A 20992-nucleotide genomic window follows, 5' to 3' on the forward strand; every position below is an offset into this window, starting at 1 on the left:
TTGAATAACTCAACGGAATCGAACAAAGACTACTTTCATAGCTTCATTCATTTCCGTGAGCGTCTAAAGATTTAACCTTCTCAGGTTGCCTCTATTCAGACGCCCACGCTTATTGGCTGTAAATTTTTAAAGATCATCGAAGCAGCCAGGCTGTTTCGTTTGCTGCCGTGTCGTCGTTGACGTCATCAGCAGCGAAGAAGCGAGATTATGAACTATTCTTTTTGATTTCGTCAAGCAGTCAGTGCAAATTATTTTTTACGCTGACTGCGAAAGATTCATCATCAAGATCAATCACTCGCCACCGGTAGTTATCTGCGTCTGGCCCGCATACTGCGAACCGTCACTTCTTAACTACTGATGTCGCTGCCGGCCGTCTGTTCAGAACCTTGTTCAGAACGTCTTGCTGATCAGCGAAGACCGCGACTGTAGCACAGCACTTTCCAGCAAGACAACAGAGGCAGTGAGATAGTGGCGATATTCGCCCTTTGCGACGGAACCCGTACTGCGCAGACCCCCGCCACTTCACAGCCCACCAACGAGAAAGGGCCCGCACAGCGGGCCCTTTTCGTCACTTCACGTTCACTGCGGCAGCCTCGCTACCCCCAGTGTCCAGCAGCGTCAGTCCTCCTGGAAGGCTTCTTCGCGCTTGTTCTTGATGGACGGCAACATCACCACCACCACCATCAGCGCCGCTGCAATCAGCAGCCCTGCCGACAGCGGGCGGGTCATGAAGGTGCTCCAGTCGCCGCGCGACAGCAGCAGCGCCCGGCGCAGGTTCTCTTCCATCATGGGTCCGAGGATGAAGCCCAGCAGCAGCGGCGCCGGTTCACAGCTCAACTTGTAGAAGAGGTAACCCACCACCGCAAAGCCTGCGGTCATGAACACATCGAAGTTGTTGTTGTTCAGCGTGTAGGTGCCGATACAGCAGAACACCACGATCGCCGGGAACAGGAAGCGGTAAGGCACCGTCAGCAGCTTGATCCAGATCCCGATCAGGGGCAGGTTCAGGATCACCAGCATCAGGTTGCCGATCCACATCGACGCAATCAGCCCCCAGAACAGCTCCGGGTTGCTTGTCATCACCTGTGGGCCGGGCTGGATGCCCTTGATGGTCATCGCCCCCACCATCAGTGCCATCACCGCATTGGGCGGGATGCCCAGCGTCAGCATCGGAATGAAGGAGGTCTGTGCGCCGGCGTTGTTGGCCGACTCCGGACCCGCCACGCCCTGGATGGCGCCCTTGCCGAAGCGGCTCGGATCCTTCGCCACCTTCTTCTCCAGCGTGTAGGCGGCAAACGAGGCCAGCAGCGCCCCGCCGCCAGGCAGCACGCCCAGCACCGAGCCCAGCGCCGTGCCGCGCAGCACCGCCGGCCAGGCGTCGTGGAAGTCCTGCTTGGTCGGCCACAGGCCCTTCACGCTCTTGGTGAAGACCTCACGATGTTCCGCCGGCTGCCCCAGGTTGGCGATGATTTCGCCAAACCCGAAGATGCCCATGGCGATCACCACGAAGTTGATGCCGTCGGTCAGTTCCGGGATGTCGAACGAGAAACGGGGCGTACCCGAAATCACGTCCGTGTTGATCTGCCCCAGCAGCAGCCCCAGCACGATCATCGCGATCGCCTTGAGCAGCGACCCGGACGCCAGCACCACGGCACCGATCAGGCCCAGCACCATCAGCGAGAAATACTCCGCCGGGCCGAACTTGAAGGCCAGCTCCGTCAGCGGCGGCGCAAAGGCCGCAATGATGATGGTGCCGACGCAGCCCGCAAAGAACGAGCCCAGCCCTGCCGCCGCCAGCGCCGACCCGGCGCGGCCTTGACGGGCCATCTGGTAGCCGTCGATGGCGGTCACCACCGACGACGATTCCCCAGGCACGTTGATCAGGATGGCGGTGGTCGAGCCCCCATACTGCGCGCCGTAATAGATGCCGGCCAGCATGATCAGCGCCGGCGTCGCATCCAGCGAATAGATGGACGGCAGCAGCATGGCGATGGTGGCCACTGGCCCCAGGCCCGGCAGCACACCGATCAGGGTCCCCAGCACCGCGCCGCCGAAGGCATACAGCAGGTTCTGGAGGGTCAGGGCTGTCTGAAAGCCCAGCAGGAGGTTGTTGATCAGATCCATGCGCGACTCCTCATCCGCCGAGGAAGGTTGGCCACACAGGGATCACGAGACTCAATCCCCAGACAAAAATCGCCCAGCTGCCCACCGTCAGCACCACGCTGCTCAGGATGGCATCGCGCCAGCGGAACTCATCGCTGGCAAAGGACGACACGATGATCAGCAGCGGCAGCGTGATGGCCAGGCCCAGGCGCGGCAGCGCGAAGCCGAACATCGCGATGGCGCCGACCACGACCAGCAGCGGGCGCCATGCGATGGCGCCAATGGGCTGGCCGCCGTCCGATTCGATCGTCAGGGCCTTGAACAGCACTGCAGCGCCCAGCAGTGCCAGCAGCACGCCCAGGCCGAACGGGAAGTAACCGGGCCCGGGGCGGGCCGAACTGCCAAAGCTGTAGTGGATCAGGGAACCGCTCGCAAACGCGACACCAACGATCACAAACAACAGCCCTGACCAGAAGTCGCGCTGACTCTTGATCTTCATCGAGGGACCCTCTAGAGGCTTGAATGGGCGCGATTCTAGGGAGCGGCCGCGCCCCGCCGTCTGTGGTTTCCACGTAAAACAGCGCGGCTGCGGCCCCTGGGACAACACCAGTTCAGGTCTGGTTTTCCCAGGTCGGCGTGCTGCGCAGCACCTCCTCCATGGTGGTCAGGCCTTCGGCCACCTTCATCGCCCCCCCCAGGCGCAGCGGCCGCAGGCCTTCCTGCACCGCCTGCCGGCGCAGTGCGGTCATGTCCGTGTGGGGATGCAGGTGGCGGCGGACCGTGTCGGACAGCATCAGCAGCTCATACAGCCCTGCCCGGCCGCGGAAGCCGGTATTGCGGCAGTCCAGGCAGCCGACCGGCTTGTAGGGCTTGACGCCGCCGCTCAGGCGCCAGGGCTTGAGCGTCTCATTGAGCGTGTCCAGCGTCACCTCCGGATCCGGCACCTTGCAGCTCGGGCACAGGGTTCGCACCAGCCGCTGCGCCAGCACGCCGATCACGGTGGCGTCGATCAAATAGTTGGGCACGCCCAGGTCGGTCAGGCGGGTGATGGCGGAGACCGAATCGTTGGTGTGCAGCGTGGAGAACACCAGGTGGCCGGTCAGCGAGGCCTGGATGGCCATCTCGGCGGTTTCCAGGTCGCGGATTTCCCCCACCATGATGATGTCGGGATCCTGACGCATCAGGGCCCGGAGTCCGTCGGCGAAGCCGAAGTCGATGGACGCGAGCACCTGCGACTGGTTGAACGACGGCTCGATCATTTCGATCGGGTCCTCCACCGTGCAGACATTCACCTCGTCCGTCGCCAGGCGCTTGAGGGTGGAATAAAGGGTGGACGTCTTGCCCGAACCGGTGGGCCCGGTCACCAGGATGATGCCGTGCGGCTTGGCGGTCAGACGGGTCCAGCGCTCCGCATCATGGGTGGAGAAGCCCAGCTGCGAGAGGTCCTTGACGGCGGTGTCCGGGTCGAAGATCCGCATCACCATCTTCTCGCCGAAGGCGGTCGGCAGCGTCGACAGACGCATTTCCACCTCTTCCCCGGCGGGATTGCGGGTCTTGATGCGGCCGTCCAGCGGCCGGCGCTTTTCCACCACGTCCATCCGCCCCAGCAGCTTGATGCGGGCGGTCATCGCCGCCATCACCGAGGGGGGCAGCTGGTAGACGGTGTGCAGCACACCGTCGATGCGAAAGCGAATGGCCCCCATGTCCCGGCGCGGCTCCAGATGGATGTCCGAGGCGCGCTGGTCGAAAGCGTACTGCCAGAGCCAGTCCACCACCTGCACCACGCCCTGGTCGTTGGCATCCAGCTGCTTATTGCTGCGGCCCAGCTCCACCAGTTGCTCGAAGCTGGCGGTCTGGCTGACCTCCCCGCTCTTGGACGCGGCCCGCACCGACCGGGCCAGCGTGAAGAATTCAGTCGTGAAGCGGCTGATCTCCTGCGGATTGGCCAGCACCAACTTCACCCGCTTGCGGGTGTGCGACTCGATCTGCGAGACCCAGCCGGCATCCAGCGGCTCAGCGGTGGCGACCGTCACTTCGGTCATCCCCACCTGGATGGGCAGGCATCGACGGGCTTCCGCATAGTTGGCCGACATCACGTCCGCCACCCGGCCCACATCCACCTTCAGCGGATCGATGCGCAGGTAGGGCATCTTCAGCCGCGCAGCCAGCCACTCGGTCATGGCCTCCACATCCATCACCCGGCCGGTGTCCGCGCGCGTCAGTCCGGCATTGCCCAGCCGCACCAGCGGATGCAGCGCACTGTTGCCGGCGGCAAAGCGGGCTTCGGTCTGGCGAGCTGCCTCGGCCTCGATCACACCATCCTCCACCAGCCATTTCAGCAAGCTGCGCCATTCCAGCTTGCCCGTGGCGGGGGGGGCAGCAGCGGCGGCGGTGGTCGCCGGGGCCTTCACGGGGCTTGAGGTCTTCATGGCTTAATCGCGGATCTGGTTGATGATGTTCATCGGCAGCGGGCGCACCAGTTTCAGCCATTTGCGGGCCGGCAGGTCGAAACGCTCCTCGATGAAGGCGGCGCGGCGCTCCAGCTCCTCCCGGTCGGGCACCTGCACACCGCGGGCGGCCACCACGATGGTGTTGCCCTCGCGGGTGGGGGTGAGATGCCAGACCTGGTCGGAGCCGAAGGCGGTGGCGATGCGGGCGGCGCTGCGGGCGAAGCTGGCGCTGCGGCCAAAGAGGTTGACGGTCATCAGCCCGCCGTCGGCCAGCACGGCGCGGCAGTCGCTGTAGAACTGCTGGTCGTCCAGCACCGGGGCAGCGGCTTCGTGGTCATACAGGTCCACATTCAGCACCGCCGCCGTGCCCCAGTGCGCCGCGTCGGCCACCCAGGCACCGGCATCCTGGTTGAGCACCTGGAAGCGGTCGTCGTCCTCCGGCAGGTGGAACCAATGACGGCAGGCGCTGATCACCGTCGGGTTGATCTCCACCGCCGTGGTCTTCATCTTCAGCTGCCGGCGGGTGAAGCGGCTCAGCGCCCCGGCCCCCAGGCCCAGTTGCACCGCCCGGCCGCTGGTCATGTCGGCGGCGTCGCGCCACAGCATCCAGGCCATCATGCGCTGCACATACTCCAGCTCGAGCCGGTCGGGCTTCTTCACCCGCATGGCGCCCTGCACCCAGATGGAATCCAGATGCAGGTAGCGCACACCGTCGAACTCGCTCAGTGTGGCCTCGACCCAGTCTGTCTTGTTCTTGTCCCGCTTGTTGCCCACTGCGTCGTCCTGAAGTGAAGAAGGCCAGGGGGACCGCATCGGCGTGTCACTCCTGACGAATCGGGGGCCCGCTGACCGTATTCAGCGCCCGCCAGGCCCGCAACTTGTCATCGTAGGGCATCGTGTGGGCGGGGCTGGAGGAAGGAAGCACCAGAACCCGGTAAACCTTTGCAAGGTCCCCGAGTAGCCGTTGCCCCAGGCGGCCGGCGGTGCCGCCGTTGAAGCCGATGACCCGCAGCGCCGGCAGTTCGCGCAGCAGCCGGGCCAGGTCGCTGACGTCCGGGCGGCGGATGGCGCTGTCCAGGCTGCCTTCCCGTTCGGTTTCGGAGATGACGTCCCACAGGGCGATGCGCAGGTCCTGCAGGGCGGCCAGGCGTGCTTCATAGGGCAGCGAGACCAGATCGACGCCGCGTACGTCACCCACCAGGCGCCAGAACTGGTTGCGGGGGTGGCCGTAGTACTGCTGCGCCTTCAGGGACGCGAGGCCAGGGAAGCTGCCCAGCAGCAGCCATTGCGCGTCTGGGCGCATCACCGGCGCCAGGCCCTGCCAGCGCATCAGGCGCGGGGAGCCGGCTGAGCCTGCAATCCCGCCAGCTTTGGCAGCGCCTGCAGCGCATTGTTCCGGGTGATGCAAGCGGCCTCCTCCACCGTCCAGCCGCGCAGCGCCGCCAGATCACTGCCGATGCGGGGCAGTTCGCCCGGTTCGTTGCGCATGGAGGCGCCGGCGGCCCGCTCCTCGAAGGTGCGGTAGAGCCATTGCGGCGGGATGTCCGGGGCGTCCGTCTCGGTGACCAGGGCGTCGGCAGGCAGTTCAGCGGCCAGGCGGCGGATCTGCAGCGAGCGGTCGAAGGTCAGCGTTCCCCCGAACCCCAGCTTGAAGCCCAGCGCCAGGAAGGCCTCCGCCTGCTGCCGGCTGCCATTGAAGGCGTGGCCGATGCCGCCGGTCGTCACCCCGATCCGGCGCAGGCCGCCCAGCAGCTGGTCCGCACTTCGCCGCACATGCAGGATCACCGGCAGGCCGTGCCGCCGCGCGAGCTTGAGCTGCTCCAGGTAGAACCATTGCTGCCGCTGCACATCCAGCGACTTCACGAAGAAGTCCAGTCCGATCTCGCCGATTGCGACCAGATGGGGATCATCCCGATGCGCGGTCAGCGCACGATCCAGGGTGGCGAGGTCTTCCTCCGCCGCGCCCATCACATAGAGCGGGTGGATGCCCAGCGCATACGCATACCCATGCTGATGGGCCAGATGACGCACCGTCTCGAAGTTGTCCACCGAGACCGCTGGAATCACGATCTGCTGCACCCCCGCCGCGCGGGCGCGCGCCACCACCTCCGCCCGGTCGGCGTCGAACTCTCCGGCGTCAAGATGGCAGTGGGTGTCGATCCACATGACTCAGCGGCGCATCAGCGGAACACCACCGTGCGATGGCCGTTGAGCAGCACCCGATGCTCGGCATGCCACTGGATGGCCCGGGCCAGGGTGACGCATTCCACGTCCCGGCCGATGGCCACCAGTTGGTCCGGCGTCATGCTGTGGTCGATGCGAGCCACGTCCTGCTCGATGATCGGTCCTTCGTCCAGGTCGGAGGTCACGTAGTGCGCGGTCGCCCCGATCAGCTTCACCCCGCGCTCATGCGCCTGGTGATAAGGACGGGCGCCCTTGAAGCTGGGCAGGAAGCTGTGGTGGATGTTGATGGCGCGGCCTTCCAGGTAGCGGCACATCTGCGGCGACAGGATCTGCATGTAGCGCGCCAGCACGACGAGGTCGATCTGCTGCTCCTCGATCAGCTCCTGGATGCGGCGCTCCTGGGCCAGCTTCTGCGCCTCGGTCGCGTGCAGCAGCGGGAAGTGGTGGAACGGGATGTCGTGGGAGGCGGCCAGCTGATAGAAATCCCGGTGGTTGGACACGATGGCCGGAATCTCGATGGCCAGATGCCCGGTCTGGACCCGGAACAGCAGGTCGTTCAGGCAATGCCCCAGGCGGGAGACCAGCAGCAGCACGCGGGTCTTGCGCTGGGCGTCCACCAGTTCCCAGTCCATGGACAGCCGCTGCGCCAGCGGCGCAAAGGCGGCGCGCAGCGCCTGCACCGGCCGGGGCTCGGCGCATTCGAATTCGATGCGCATGAAAAAGCGTTGGTGGTCCGCATCCCCATGCTGGGCCGAGGTCAGGATGTTGCCGCCCTGCGCGAGCAGCTCACCGGTCACCGCATGGACGATGCCGGCCTGGTCGGGGCAACTGAGCTTGAGGATGAAGCGGCGGGAGCCGGCGTCGCCAGCCGGCGAGGTACCGGGTGCGGCGGAGACGCCTGCGGACAGGGAGGCAGTGGGGATCGTCATGATGCACCCATGGTAATTCACGGGCCGGGCCGGCTCGGCCCACCGAAGGCCGGACGGCCTCTCGCCTGCCTCGCCATTGGTGAAGCGAGACTGGCGGGATGGTGAACGAAGGTGGCCGGCTTGGGGCCATCGCCCCGGTCAGCGGCGCCACCGGATCCCAGGCAGCTCACCGGTAGCGTCGGCGTCAACCAACAGCGCGGCGTCGGCCGCACCGCCAGCGTCAGCCGACGATCTGCAAAGTGCCGCCCACCAGCCGCCGCTGATGCTGGCACCGCGCCGCCAGGTCCTGGTCGTGAGTGACCATCACAAAGGCCGTGCCCTGCTCCCGAGCCAGCTCCAGCATCAGGTCGAACACCGTGCCGGCCGTGGTGCGGTCCAGGTTGCCGGTCGGCTCGTCGGCCAGCACACAGGCGGGACGGGTCACCAGCGCGCGGGCGATCGCCACCCGCTGCCGCTCCCCGCCGGACAGCTCGCCCGGCCGGTGCTGCGCCCGTGCGGCCAGCCCGACGCGGGACAGCACCGCCGCCGCCTGCGACCGCGCCTGCTCCACCGGCACTCGGCGGATGCGCAGCGGCATGGCCACGTTGTCCAGCGCGCTGAATTCCGGCAGCAGGTGGTGGAACTGGTAGATGAAGCCCAGATGCTGATTGCGCCACTGCCCCCGGGCCGCTTCCCCCAGGTCCGAGAGTTCCTGCCCCATCAACATCACCTGCCCGGCGCTGGGTTTGTCCAGTCCGCCCAGCAGATGCAGCAAGGTACTCTTGCCGGAGCCGGACGCGCCCAGCACGGCCATGGTCTCACCGGGCAGCACCGTCAGGTCCACATTCTGGAAGACCTGCACATCCAGCGGGCCTTCCACGAAGCGCTTACCCAGCCCCAGGCCCTGGAGCACGGCTATGGGGTTCCTCAGTGCCTCATTCCTGAGCGCCTCATTTCTCACTGCCTCATTCATACCGCAGCGCCTCCGCCGGTTGCACGCGGCTGGCACGCCAGCTCGGATAGAGAGTGGCCACGAAGGACAGGATCAGGGAGGTCACGGTCACGGGAATGATGTCGCCCCACTGCGGATCGCTGGGCATGTGGCTGATCAGGTAGATGCTCGCCGGCAGGAAGGTGGTGTGCAGCACCCGTTCGATGAAGGGCACGATCACATCCAGGTTGTGCGCCACCAGCAGGCCCAGGCCCAGGCCGGACAAGGTGCCCATCACCCCGGCCAGCGCGCCCTGGATGATGAAGACGCCCATCACCGAACGCGGGCTGGCGCCCAGGGTGCGCAGGATGGCGATGTCGGCCTGCTTGTCGGTCACCGTCATCACCAGGGTGGAGACCAGGTTGAAGGCGGCCACCGCCACGATCAGCGTCAGGATGATGCCCATCAGGCGCTTTTCCACCTGCACGGCATCGAACCAGTTGGCATTGGTGCGGGTCCAGTCGCGCACCAGGATGTCGCGGGAGAAGCGCTGCTGCAGGTCCTGGCCCACGGCCCGGGCCTGCTGCACATCGGTCAGCCGCAGTTGCACGCCGCTCGGTCCGCCGGTGCGGAAGAGCTTGGCCGCATCGTCCACATGCACCAGGGCCAGGCCGCTGTCGTATTCATAGTGACCCGCGGAAAACACCCCCACCACGTTGAACTGCTTGTAGCGCGGCACCACACCCGCCGGGGTGAGCTGGCCGCTGGGCGCAACGATGGTGATCTTGTCGCCGGCCTGCACACCGAGCTGGCGAGCCAGTTCCACGCCCAGGATCATGTTCCACTGCCCGGCCTGCAGACGTTGCAGCAGGCCTTCCTTGGCCAGCGAGGCGGCCACCGGGGTCACCGCCGGCTCCAGCGCCGGATCGATGCCGCGCACGATGGCGCCGCGCATGTCCTCGCCCCGGGCAATCAGTGCCTGGGAGCTGACGAACGGCGCTGCCCCCACCACCTGCGGATTCTCCTTGGCCTTGGCCGCGACGGCCTGCCAGTCCGGCAGCGCCTCGCCGGTGTAGTTGAGCAGCTCCACATGCGCCACCACCGACAGCATGCGGTCGCGCACTTCCTTCTGGAAGCCGTTCATCACCGACAGCACGATGATCAGCGCCGCCACCCCCAAGGCGATGCCGAACATCGACACCCCGGAGATGAAGGAGATGAAGCGATTGCGCCGCCCCCCGCGGCCGGCGCGCGTGTAGCGCCAGCCGACCTGCAATTCATAAGGCCAATTCATAGGGCGTGGATGCTAACAGTGGGTCAGTGCGCTTCATCCCAGTTGCTGCCGACGCCGACTTCCGCCAGCAGCGGCACCTTCAGCGCAGCGACCCCGGCCATCAGCGTCGGCACTTCGGCGCGGACCCAGTCCAGCTCGTCCTCCGGGACTTCGAAGACGAGTTCGTCGTGCACCTGCATGACGATGCGGGTGCGTTTGTTCTGTTCGTCCAGGGCCTGCTGGACGGCGATCATCGCCAGCTTGATCAGGTCGGCCGCCGTGCCCTGCATCGGCGCGTTGATGGCCTGACGCTCGGCCCCGCTGCGGCGCGGTCCGTTGCCGGAGTTGATCTCGGGCAACCAGAGGCGGCGGCCAAAGACGGTTTCGACATAGCCTTTGGCCTTGGCAAACTGCTTGGTGTCGTCCATGTAGGTGCGCACACCGGCGAAGCGGGTGAAGTAGCGGTCGATGTAGTCCTTGGCTGCCTTCTGCTCGATGCCCAGCGACTGGGCCAGGCCAAAGGCGCCCATGCCGTAGATCAGCCCGAAGTTGATGGTCTTGGCATAGCGACGCTGCTCCGGCGTGACACTGCCCACGTCGCCACCGAACACTTCGGCCGCGGTGGCGCGGTGCACGTCCTGGCCTTCCTGGAAGGCGCGCAGCAGGCCGGGGTCTTCGCTGATGTGGGCCATGATGCGCAGCTCGATCTGCGAATAGTCGGCACTCACGATGCGGTGACCCGGCGGGGCGATGAAGGCCTCGCGCACCCGGCGGCCCTCGGCCGTGCGGATGGGGATGTTCTGCAGGTTGGGCTCGTTGCTGGACAGCCGTCCGGTCACCGCCACGGCCTGGGCATAGGTGGTGTGCACCCGGCCGGTCTGGGGGTTGACCATCAGCGGGAGCTTGTCGGTGTACGTGCTCTTGAGTTTGGACAGGGCCCGGTATTCGAGGATCTTGGCCGGCAGCGGGAAGTCGGCGGACAGCTTCTCGAGCACTTCCTCATCGGTGGACGGCGCGCCGGTGGCGGTGCGCTTGACGACGGGCAGGCCCAGGCGGTTGAAGAGGATTTCGCCGATCTGCTTGGGCGAGCCCATGTTGAAGGGCTGGCCGGCCATCTCATGGGCGGCCTGTTCGGCAGCGACCATGCGCTGGCCGAGCTCGGCGCTCTGGGCCTGCAGGCGGGCGGCATCGATGAGCACGCCGGTGCGCTCGATGCGCGCCAGCAGCTGGGACACCGGCATCTCCAGCTGTTCGTAAACAAACTTGAGCTTGGCCTCGGCTTCCAGGCGCGGCATGAGCGCCAGGTGCACCTGCAGGCACATGTCGGAGTCTTCGCAGGAGTATTCCGCGGCCTTGGCCACTTCGACCTGGGCGAACGGAATCTGGTGGGCTCCCTTGCCGCAGAGGTCTTCGTAGCTCAGGCCCTTGCGGCCGAGGACGCGGTCGGCGAGCGCTTCCAGGCTGTGGCTGCGGTGGGCTTCGAGCACGTAGCTCTCCAGCATGGTGTCGAAGACGTAGCCGGCGACCTGGATGCCGTGGTTGGCCAGGACGTGAGTGTCGTATTTGATGTTCTGGCCGACCTTGGGACGGGTCGCGTCCTCCAGCCAGGGTTTCAGGCGTGCGAGGACCTCGTCCAGGGGCAGTTGCACCGGGGCGTCCGGGCCTTCATGGCGCAGCGGGACGTAGGCGGCTTCGCCGGGCTTGACGCTGAAGCTGATGCCGACGATGCGGGCCTGCATCGCGTCGAGGGAGTCGGTTTCGGTGTCGAGGGCGGCCAGCGGGGCTTGTTGCAGGCGGGAGAGCCAGTCGTCCAGGCGGGGCCAGTCGGTGATGGTCTCGTAGTGCTTTTCGGCCGGGGTGGGGGCGACGGGAGGGTCGGCGAAGAGGTCGCTCTGGCCAGTGGTTGGGCCCGTGGTCTGGCCGGCTTGCAGGTTGGGGGCGACGGTGGCGCCGTGGCTGGGGGAGCTGCCGCCCAGGCGGGTTTCGAGTTCGCGACGCCAGGTTTTGAAGCCGTTGCGGTTGTAGAACTCCAGCAGGCCGGCCTCGTCGACCGGCTTGAAGGCCAGGGCTTCGAGGGCGGGCCAGCCGGGGACATGCTCGCAGAGGTCGCAGTCGAGTTTGACGGTGACCAGCTTGCGGCCCATGGGCAGCCAGTCGAGCGCCTTGCGCAGGTTGTCGCCGGCCACGCCCTTGATCTTGTCGGCGGCGGCGATGACGCCGTCGAGCGATCCGTGTTCGGCGATCCACTTGGCAGCGGTCTTGGGGCCGACCTTTTCGACGCCGGGGACGTTGTCCACGGTGTCGCCCATGAGGGTGAGGTAGTCGATGATTCTGTCGGGTGGGACGCCGAACTTGGCCAGCACGCCGGCTTCGTCCAGGCGTTCGTTGGACATGGTGTTGATCAGCTGGACGTCGGGGGTGACGAGTTGGGCCAGGTCCTTGTCGCCGGTGGAGATCAGGACCTGGTGGCCGGCCTGGGCCGCGACGCGGGACAGGGTGCCGATGGCGTCATCCGCCTCGATGCCAGGGACGGTGAGGACGGGCCAGCCGAGCAGGCGCACCACCTCGTGGATGGGCTCGATCTGTTCGCGCAGCGCGTCGGGCATGGGGGAACGCTGGGCCTTGTACTCGGGGTACCACTCGTCGCGGAAGGTGGGGCCGGAAGCGTCGAAGACACAGGCTGCATGCTCAGCGCCGGCATCATCGCGGAGTCGCTTGAGCATGGCCACCATGCCATGAATGGCGCCAGTGGGGCGGCCGTCAGGGCCGCGGAGGTCAGGCATCGCGTGATAGGCGCGATACAGATAGCTGGAGCCGTCCACCAGCAACATCAAAGGCTTATTCATGGGGCGTATTGTGCCCCGGTGGGGGGTGGGCTTCCGCCGCCTTCCAGGGTGTGCGCTCAACTTGGGGGGCAGCGGGGGCGTCGGGGGCGATGCCTTTGGTGGGTGGGGAATACAGCAGTCACCGTCTGAGCAGCGGGTGGGAAGTAGAGTGCGGGTGACGAGCGGCCAGCGTGCTGGGACCGAGCGAGCAGCGAAGACCAGGGGCACCCTGTTTCCTCCATGCCAGGGCCAGAGGCCCTGGCCTTCGCCAGGCACAAACAGTCCACCGGACTGTTTGTGTCCGGGCTCAGTCCCCCGCCCGCTCCGCGGGCTCCTCCTAATACTTACGGAAACAGGGCACCCCTGGCCTTCGCCGCACACCACCGAGCTCCCCCACCATCAACACACCCATTCCACCGCCCCAGCCCTCCCCCATCACCCCTCACGACGCTGCGCCCCCTCCCTCCCCGAACGGGCAAGGCGCCCCGCGCCTTGCCCCCCTCCAGCCACACCCGCGGAACTGGCTTTGCCAGGCCGCTGGGTGGCGCCCCTTGGGGGCAGGAGCGAAGCGACTGGGGGGCTCATCAAGCCACGCCCGCGGATCTGGCTCTGCCAGGCCGCTGGGCGGCGCCCCCTGGGGGCAGGAGCGAAGCGACTGGGGGGCCAAACACATCTAGAATGGGGGGATCATGATGAGCATCCGCTTCGCCTCCTCGCCCAGCCGTGCGCTGCTGGCCGTCGCTTGCGCTGCCGCCCTCGGCATCGGCGCCTCGGCCCATGCGGCGGAGACGCCCGCAGGAGCAGCGACTGCGACCGCAGCGTCCGCCCAGGCTCCCGTCTCCATCACACCGGCCGCTTCGGCGCCGGCTGCGTCCACCGCACGCACCGCCAGCAGCGATGCCAGCGCACGCGAGGTCCGCGAGGTGCCGGACGCCAAGGTGGAACAGATCGTCCAGGAAGACGACAAGGTTCGCATCGAGGAGACGCGGGTGAGAGGCCTGACCCAAAAGGTCGTGGTCAAGCGCAAGGACGGAACGCCCGAGTACGAGATCCTGCTCGGCGATTCCGGCAAAGATATCCCCGTCCGCCAGGGCGCTGATCGCGGTAACGCCGGTCAACGCGTCTGGCGCGTGCTCAGCTTCTGATCCGACGCCGGCCCGCTCGCACACGGCCCGCTGAACGCCCCGCCAGCCTGTCACCCACACGCTGCCCAACGCGTCCAGCCCACCCCGCGAACGCCCCGCTCCGATCACCACCCATCCGCTTCATGGCCGTATTCACCGACGTCACGCCCCAAGAGGCGCAGACGCTCCTCGACACCCTGAACCTGGGCACCCTCCAGTCGCTCAAAGGCATCTCCGCCGGGATCGAGAACACCAACTACTTTCTGACCAGCGACAAAGGCGAGTTCGTGCTCACGCTGTTCGAACGCCTGAGCTTCGAGCAGCTGCCCTTCTATCTGGAATTGATGCGCCATCTGGCCCGGCGCGGCATCCCGGTGCCCGCCCCCCAGCCCGACGCCCAGGACCGCATCCTGCACACCCTCGCCGGCAAACCCGCCGCCGTGGTGGAGAAGCTGCGCGGCAGCCATCAGCTGGCGCCCGATCAGTTCCATTGCGAGCAGGTCGGCGCCGGCCTGGCCCGGATGCATCTGGCCGGCACGGATTTCCCCATGCATCAGGACAACCTGCGCGGCCTGCCCTGGTGGCGCGAGACCGTTCCCGTGGTGCTGCCCTACCTGTCGTCGGAACAGGCCACGCTGCTGAAGGACGAGCTGGCCTTCCAGGAACAGCTGGCGCCAGGCACCGCGCAGTTGCCTCGCGGGCCCGTGCATGCGGACCTGTTCCGCGACAACGTGATGTTCGAAGGCCTGCCCGGCCGGGAGCGGTTGAGCGGTTTCTTCGATTTCTATTTCGCCGGGGTGGACACGTTTTTGTTCGACCTGTGCGTGTGCCTGAACGACTGGTGCATCGACCTGGCCAGCGGCCGGCTCGATGAGCAGCGCGCCAGCGCCTTCGTCAGCGCCTACGAGACGGTGCGGCCGCTGACCGGCGCCGAACACCGTCTGCTGCCCGGCCTGCTGCGGGCCGCCGCCTTGCGCTTCTGGATCTCCCGGCTGTGGGACTTTCACCTGCCCCGGGAAGCCAGTTTGCTCAAGCCCCACGATCCCACCCATTTCGAGCGCGTGCTGCGCGAGCGTATCGCCCGTCCGTGGCATGCGCTGGAGTCCCTGCCATGATGTTGCACCTGCAGACCGTTCCCGCCCGCAATGGGCTGATCTGGGTTCGGCATGGCCTGAAAGTGGTGCAACGCCAGCCGTTCGCGCTGATCGGCCTGTTTTCGCTGACGATGCTGGTCTGGACGCTGCTGAGCCTGACCGTGGTCGGCTCCCTGGTGACCGTGGCCTCAGTGCCGCTGGTCTGCCTGGGCTTCATGCTGGCCTCCCATCAGGTGCTGCAGTCCCATACGCCCACCGTGGCCGTGTTCACGCAGCCGCTTCAGCTCACCCCGGAACGTCGCAAGGCCCAACTGCTGCTGGGCCTGCTGAGCGTCGTGCTGAGCGTGGTGATCAGCCAGATTTCCATCTGGGTGGCCGGCGGCGCCATGGACCAACTCGCCGATATGGCCAAGGCCGGCACGCAGCCAGACCCCGCTGCCGTGGTCGCGGTCATGACCGACCCCCGTATGGTGCAGGCGACCATGACCTTCTTCGGCCTGCTGACCCTCGTCAGCATCCCGCTGTGGCATGCGCCGGCGCTGATCCACTGGGGCGGACAGGGCGTGATCCAGTCGCTGTTCTCCAGCACGCTGGGCGTTTGGAAGAACAGAGGCGCCTTCTTCGTGTCGGGGCTCGCCTGGGTCGTGCTGACCTTCGTGTGCTCCATCGCAGTGAGCCTGGTGGCCGCCCTGCTGGGCTCGCCCATGCTGGCGACGTTGCTGCAGGTGCCGGTGTTCTTCGTGCTGTTCACCGCATTCCTCTGCTCGCTGTATTTCACCTTCATCGACTGCTTCATGTTTGGCGCCCCCAGGGACCTGCCCGTGCCCCCCGCCCGCAAGGCCGGCACGCCTGACGGTGGCAACAACACCCTCAGCAGCGGCATCGGGACGACCGGCAGCAGCGTCGGCACCCCGTCTGGCGGGCAGACACATGAGCCGGTTAAGCCGATTGAACCGGTGGCGCCCGCGCCCAGCGACGCCGGCTCATCCGAACCGCACAAGCTGCAGGAGCCGTCGGGGCCGGTGAACGGATCCGCCCCGTCGAGTGACTTCGGCACAGTGGGGCAGACCGATCGGCCGCAGGCCTCAGCAGATCAGGGGGCAGCGCCGGCGGCACCTTCGCAGGCTCCGCAGGCCCAGCCGTCCCAACAGCCCGAACAGCCCGCAGAGCCCTCACAGCCCGCACAGCCCTCACAGCCGCAACATCAGAACACCGACGACAGTCGCCCTCGCTGAAGGGCTTGGGGGTTCGGTCATGTCCGGCCCTCAGTCGCGATGGTCGGTGTGCAGCAGGTCGTCCACGCAGTCCAGCTGCACAGTAGCCGCCGCCGTGATGGCGTCCACCACCGCCTGCATCAGATCTTCAGGCACGGTCCCGTTGAGCTGCTGGGCCACTGCGCGCGCCTCCAGGGGCGCCGCTTCGCTCATGCGCCGCAACTCATGGGCGAGGCTGCGCGGGTTCGCGCCGCAAGCCCGGGCCACCAGCGCCCAGTCGCTGGCCTGCAGGCACATGGGCACCATCGAGCTGGGAGCCACGCCGCTCTCCGCCGCATGCTCCGCCGCAAGCTCCGCGGCAGGCTCCGCGGCAGGCTCCGCAGCCGGGCACCAGAGATTCATCACCGGTGCCAGACGCAGACCGGTCGCATCCAGATAACACCACAGATCCAACGAACTGGCCGTGAAGTGGCCGGTCAGCCCCTGGAAGATCCACCATCGGATCAGGGCACGTCGGTCCACCAACGGCTGCGGGCTGTGTTCCAGCAAGGCGCCCAGTTGCATCCACAAGGGAGCTTCGATGGGAATGGCCGCAGGGCTCATCCCGGCCGAGCGCGTCACCGCGCCCCCGAAAACCTGCGCCACCGACACCGCATGCAGCCGACGCACGCGCCCATCCTCCAGACGCTGCCGATCCCAGCGCTGAAACTGAAGCACCGGCATCGGGCACCGCAGCAGTTCCACCGGCGCCACGTCCAGGCCCAACCGTGCGGCCAGACGCAGACAGAACAGCTTGTTCCATAGTCGCCGCTCACCCGCCTCTCCCGGCGCTTCAAGCAGATGAGTGGACGCCAGTTGCGGCGTGCAGGTCCACCACCATCGCTCCTGGTCCAGGTAGACGCCGATCAGCGGCTCGCCCGACGAAGCCGGCCACCATGGCAGCACCGGCGGCGCAGCGCCAGGATCCAGCAGCAGCCGCGCCTCGGGAGGTCCTTGGAGCCGCTCGCTCATCGCCTCGACTGACAAAGCCCGCAGCGGCATTCCATGGCTCCGGGGGCGAGCGTTCGCGCGGGTGTCGCGCAGGCTCAGGGCGCCGGGCAGATCGTCGCCGGCCGCGCTCAGCATCGCCACGATCTCTTCGGTGCTCATGCCCTGGGTGGACGGAAGACCGGCTGCGGCCGCCTCGGCCGTCTTGGCCGTCTTGGCCGCCTCAGCCGGTGAGCGCAGCGCCCGCAGCAAGCCGTCCTGTGCGAGTCCTTGCGGCAGCAAGAGCCTTAGATAGGTCGCCAACTCGTCGTTGGCCTCTTCAGCGAGTCGCTCGCGGCCGCCTGCATCGCGGGCACCTGCATCGCGGGCGCCTAGATAGCGGGGCCCTGCATTCAGGAGCGAGGTCTTCAGAAGAGACGGTGTCGCCACTGCGTTCAGCGGCAGTCGAGGGCTGAGCGGAAACGCCCGCCACTGGGCCAGCCACTCCGGCGCATACCGCAGTGGCGCCAGCTCCCCGGCGGGCTGGTCTCCCAGCCACACCTGCACGGGCACGGCCTCAAGCCTCGTCGCGAGTGGCCAGGATGGCGCGGCGCACCACCTCGCGTTCGGTAGCGGGCACGGCAAACAGGGTGACGCCCAGTTCGCGCGCGGCCTTGAGCACGGTGGGCAAGCCCACACCCGCCCCGCCCTTCTCGATATTGATCATGGTCTGCCGGGACACCCCGATGGCATCGGCGGCTTCAACCAGAGGAATGCGGGACCGTGTGCGGGCCGAACGGATGGCCGCACCCAGCGAGGCAGCGTCCAGCACGGTGGGATCGTGAGGCGGATCAAGAGGAACAACGGTACGCATGGGTCTCCAGACTGCAGAGAAAGTTTCACCCCTCCCTCCCCGCTCGGTCGGTCCGGATGTCCGGACTCTCTGGCGCCCCGCCCCGACTCTAACGCGTCTTGGCCCCCGTCAATCGATGGGGGTCAGCTTGGCCACACCCAGCGCCAGCCACTTGATGCCGTGACGACCAAAGTTGACCTGCGCTCGCGCATCCGGCCCGGTGCCTTCCAGCGTCACCAGCACGCCTTCGCCAAACTTGTTGTGGAACACGCCCTTGCCCACCCGCAGGCCGCCGTGCTCGTCGCCCGTCTTCTGGGCCGCCGACTGCTTCATCGAGGCCGGCACCGGCGCCGACGCGAAACTCGGCGGCTCCACACGGCCCGCGCCCACCATGGACTTCAGCCCCGAGCCCCGCTGCCAGGCCTGTTGGTAATCTTTTGCAAAGCCGGAGCCAAAGCCCTGGTTGCGAGGCGTCAGCCACTTGAGCGTTTCTTCCGGCAACTCTTCCAGGAAGCGGCTCTTGATGTTGTAGCGGGTCTGCCCGTGCAGCATGCGGGTCTGGCAGAAGCTGATGTACAGCCGCTGCCGCGCCCGGGTGATGGCCACATACATCAGCCGGCGCTCTTCTTCCAGGCCGTCCGCATCGGACATCGAGTTCTCATGCGGGAACAGCCCCTCTTCCAGGCCGGTGATGAAGACCGCATCGAATTCCAGGCCCTTGGCCGAATGCACCGTCATCAGCTGGATGGCGTCCTGCCCGGCCTGGGCCTGGTTGTCCCCGGCCTCCAGCGATGCATGGGTGAGGAAGGCCGCCAGCGGCGACATGATCTCCCCCGTCTCCGCATCCGGCGTGGCGGGTGCCGCAGGCGCCACCGCAGACGGAAAACCGTCGGCGATCTGGCCGGGGGAATGCTCGTCCACCGGCAAGGCCACCGCGTCCTTGCCAAAGCCTTCCTGGGTGACAAACGCCTCGGCGGCGTTGACCAGTTCGCCCAGGTTTTCCAGCCGCTCCTCGCCTTCCTTCTCGGCACGGTAGAAGTCGGCCAGCCCGGACGATTCGATGACGTGCTCGATGATCTCGCGCAGCGTCAGCCCGGTGGTGGCCTCGCGCATGGCGTCCACCATGCCCACGAAGTTGCCCAGGCTGGCGCCGCCACGGCCGGCCACCGCCGCCACGCTCTGATACAGCGAGCGGCCGCTCTGGCGCGCGGCATCCTGGAGCAGTTCCACCGTGCGAGCGCCAATGCCGCGCGCCGGGAAGTTCACCACCCGCAGGAAGCTGGTGTCGTCGTTGGGGTTCTCGATCAGCCGCAGATAGGCCAGCGCGTGTTTGATTTCCGCGCGCTCGAAGAAGCGCAGGCCCCCATAGACGCGATAAGGAATGCCGGCATTGAACAGCGCCGATTCGATGACCCGTGACTGCGCATTGCTGCGATAGAGCACCGCGATCTCGCTGCGCGGCAGCCCCTGCCGATGCAGGGCCTGCGCTTCTTCCAGCAGCCACTGCGCTTCGGCGAAGTCGCTACTGGCCTCATTGATGCGCACCGGCTCGCCGGCGCCCGCGTCGGTGCGCAGGTTCTTGCCCAGGCGGCGGGTGTTGTTGCTGATCAGCGCATTGGCCGCGTCCAGGATGTTGCCGAAGCTGCGGTAGTTCTGCTCCAGCTTGACGACATGGCGCACCCGGTATTCCCGCTCGAAGTCGCTCATGTTGCCCACGCGAGCACCGCGGAAGGCGTAGATGCTCTGGTCATCGTCGCCCACCGCAAAGACGCCCTGGCCGCGACCGGGCGGCGCAAACATCTTCAGCCAGGCATATTGCAGCTTGTTGGTGTCCTGGAACTCGTCCACCAGCACGTACTGGAAGCGGCGCTGGTAGTGCTCGCGGATGGCGGCGTTGTCCCGCATCAACTCGTAGGAGCGCAGCATCAGCTCGGCGAAGTCCACCACGCCTTCCCGGGCGCACTGGTCTTCGTAGTTCTGGTAGATCTCGACCAGCTTGCGGGTCTGCTCGTCCCGCAGGTCGATGTCCTTGGGACGCAGGCCGTCTTCCTTCGCCCCGGCGATGAACCACGACACCTGCTTGGGAACGAAGCGTTCCTCGTCCAGCTTCATGGCCTTGATGACCCGCTTGACGGCGGACACCGTGTCTCCGGCATCCAGGATCTGGAAGCCCTGCGGCAGTCCGGCCAGCTTCCAGTGGGCGCGCAGGAAGCGGTTGCACAGGCCGTGGAAGGTGCCGATCCACATGCCGCGCACATTCACCGGCAGCATGGCGGACAGCCGGGTGACCATCTCCTTGGCCGCCTTGTTGGTGAAGGTCACGGCCATCACGCCGGCAGGCGTGGCCAGGCCCTGGCTCATCAGCCAGGCGATGCGGGTGGTCAGCACCCGCGTCTTGCCGGAACCGGCCCCGGCCAGGATCAGCGCAGGCTCCTGGCCCAGCGTCACCGCGGCGTATTGCTCGGGGTTGAGGTTGTCCAGCAGGCCACGGGGCGCACGAGGCCGAAACAGGTCGGACTGACCCTCTTCGTCCTGAGCATCCTGGCCGTTGCGGGCATCATGGGCGCCGGCCGCGCCGAAATCCTGGGAATTCATCCAGCCATTCTAGGATGGCATGATGCCGGCCCCATGAAGACCCTGCATTTCAGTCCCGACGCCCCCTGCCCCTGTGGCCAAGCCGCCCCCTACAGCCGCTGCTGCGGACGGCTGCATGCGGCGTTCGAACAGTCCGGCGCCTTGACCGCGCCGGATGCGCAGGCGCTCATGCGCTCGCGCTACAGCGCCTTCGTGCTGGACCTGACCGACTACCTGCGCGCGACCTGGCATCCCCAGACCCGCCCGGACACGGTGGCCCCCAATGAAGCCGGCCTGCGCTGGCTGGGGCTGGAGGTCAAGCGCCATGCGGTGCAGGACGACACCCATGCCACGGTGGAATTCGTGGCGCGCAGCAAGCTCGGCGGGCGCGCCTACCGGCTGCATGAGATCAGCCGGTTTGAACGCATCGACGGCGTGTGGCTCTACAAGGACGGCGACCTGAAGTGACCGGAAGGGCCCGCCGCTCAACGGC

Annotated in this window: 17 protein-coding genes; 4 read left to right on the forward strand and 13 right to left on the reverse strand. The window is 66.9% G+C overall.

Going from position 1 to position 20992, the window contains the following annotated elements:
* Positions 1-618 precede the first annotated feature (618 nt).
* From DES44_RS21970 to polA, 10 genes are all read right to left on the reverse strand, one after another.
* Complete coding sequence (locus DES44_RS21970) at positions 619-2124, reverse strand: tripartite tricarboxylate transporter permease (protein ID WP_058934498.1); 1506 nt, start codon at positions 2122-2124, stop codon at positions 619-621.
* A 10-nt stretch (positions 2125-2134) separates the two neighbouring features.
* Positions 2135-2602 carry a tripartite tricarboxylate transporter TctB family protein gene (locus DES44_RS21975; protein ID WP_058934497.1) on the reverse strand — a complete coding sequence of 156 codons (468 nt, stop codon included), beginning with the start codon at positions 2600-2602 and terminating at the stop codon, positions 2135-2137.
* Positions 2603-2714: 112 nt separating this feature from the next.
* Positions 2715-4532 (reverse strand): type IV pilus assembly ATPase TfpB, encoded by a 1818-nt coding sequence (gene tfpB, locus DES44_RS21980; protein WP_083525463.1) that lies wholly within the window; start codon positions 4530-4532, stop codon positions 2715-2717.
* Between the two features lie 3 nt (positions 4533-4535).
* On the reverse strand, positions 4536-5366 hold the full coding sequence (locus DES44_RS21985) for a spermine/spermidine synthase domain-containing protein (protein ID WP_058934496.1): 831 nt from the start codon (positions 5364-5366) through the stop codon (positions 4536-4538).
* Positions 5367-5373: 7 nt separating this feature from the next.
* Complete coding sequence (locus tag DES44_RS21990) at positions 5374-5883, reverse strand: DNA-deoxyinosine glycosylase (protein ID WP_058934495.1); 510 nt, start codon at positions 5881-5883, stop codon at positions 5374-5376.
* Positions 5883-6719, reverse strand: a complete 837-nt coding sequence (locus DES44_RS21995; protein WP_058934494.1) for a TatD family hydrolase — start codon at positions 6717-6719, stop codon at positions 5883-5885. The genes DES44_RS21990 and DES44_RS21995 overlap by 1 nt, the downstream gene beginning before the upstream one ends.
* A gap of 14 nt (positions 6720-6733) precedes the next feature.
* Positions 6734-7666, reverse strand: coding sequence for a formyltetrahydrofolate deformylase (gene purU, locus DES44_RS22000; RefSeq protein WP_083525462.1), 933 nt, complete (start codon positions 7664-7666; stop codon positions 6734-6736).
* A 220-nt stretch (positions 7667-7886) separates the two neighbouring features.
* The gene (locus tag DES44_RS22005; RefSeq protein ID WP_058934493.1) at positions 7887-8618 is read right to left on the reverse strand and encodes an ABC transporter ATP-binding protein; all 732 of its coding nucleotides are present in this window, start codon (positions 8616-8618) and stop codon (positions 7887-7889) included.
* A complete protein-coding gene (locus DES44_RS22010) occupies positions 8611-9870 on the reverse strand; it encodes a lipoprotein-releasing ABC transporter permease subunit (RefSeq protein WP_058934492.1) in 1260 nt (419 codons plus the stop codon). The genes DES44_RS22005 and DES44_RS22010 overlap by 8 nt, the downstream gene beginning before the upstream one ends.
* A 23-nt stretch (positions 9871-9893) precedes the next feature.
* On the reverse strand, positions 9894-12695 hold the full coding sequence (polA, locus tag DES44_RS22015; RefSeq protein WP_058934491.1) for a DNA polymerase I: 2802 nt from the start codon (positions 12693-12695) through the stop codon (positions 9894-9896).
* A gap of 668 nt (positions 12696-13363) precedes the next feature.
* Here polA and DES44_RS22020 point away from each other — a divergent pair.
* From DES44_RS22020 to DES44_RS22030, 3 genes are all read left to right on the forward strand, one after another.
* Positions 13364-13819, forward strand: coding sequence for a hypothetical protein (locus DES44_RS22020; protein WP_058934490.1), 456 nt, complete (start codon positions 13364-13366; stop codon positions 13817-13819).
* A gap of 122 nt (positions 13820-13941) precedes the next feature.
* On the forward strand, positions 13942-14913 hold the full coding sequence (locus DES44_RS22025; RefSeq protein ID WP_058934489.1) for a homoserine kinase: 972 nt from the start codon (positions 13942-13944) through the stop codon (positions 14911-14913).
* Entirely contained in the window at positions 14910-16127 is a 1218-nt protein-coding gene (locus DES44_RS22030; RefSeq protein ID WP_058934488.1) for a BPSS1780 family membrane protein, read from the forward strand. The genes DES44_RS22025 and DES44_RS22030 overlap by 4 nt, the downstream gene beginning before the upstream one ends.
* 30 nt (positions 16128-16157) lie before the next feature.
* On the opposite strand, the gene DES44_RS22035 is transcribed toward DES44_RS22030, so the two are convergent.
* The 3 genes from DES44_RS22035 to DES44_RS22045 all read right to left on the reverse strand — a co-directional run bounded on the left by DES44_RS22035 (position 16158) and on the right by DES44_RS22045 (position 20520).
* Complete coding sequence (locus tag DES44_RS22035; protein ID WP_147307185.1) at positions 16158-17645, reverse strand: HipA domain-containing protein; 1488 nt, start codon at positions 17643-17645, stop codon at positions 16158-16160.
* 4 nt (positions 17646-17649) lie between these two features.
* Positions 17650-17946, reverse strand: a complete 297-nt coding sequence (locus DES44_RS22040; RefSeq protein WP_083525461.1) for a helix-turn-helix transcriptional regulator — start codon at positions 17944-17946, stop codon at positions 17650-17652.
* Between the two features lie 108 nt (positions 17947-18054).
* On the reverse strand, positions 18055-20520 hold the full coding sequence (locus DES44_RS22045) for a UvrD-helicase domain-containing protein (RefSeq protein ID WP_083525460.1): 2466 nt from the start codon (positions 20518-20520) through the stop codon (positions 18055-18057).
* A gap of 33 nt (positions 20521-20553) precedes the next feature.
* Between DES44_RS22045 and DES44_RS22050 the strand changes: the two genes are divergently transcribed.
* Positions 20554-20967, forward strand: coding sequence for a YchJ family protein (locus DES44_RS22050; protein WP_058934485.1), 414 nt, complete (start codon positions 20554-20556; stop codon positions 20965-20967).
* Positions 20968-20992 lie beyond the last annotated feature (25 nt).

Source organism: Roseateles depolymerans, from assembly GCF_003387155.1.
In the GTDB taxonomy this organism is placed as follows: domain Bacteria; phylum Pseudomonadota; class Gammaproteobacteria; order Burkholderiales; family Burkholderiaceae_C; genus Roseateles; species Roseateles depolymerans.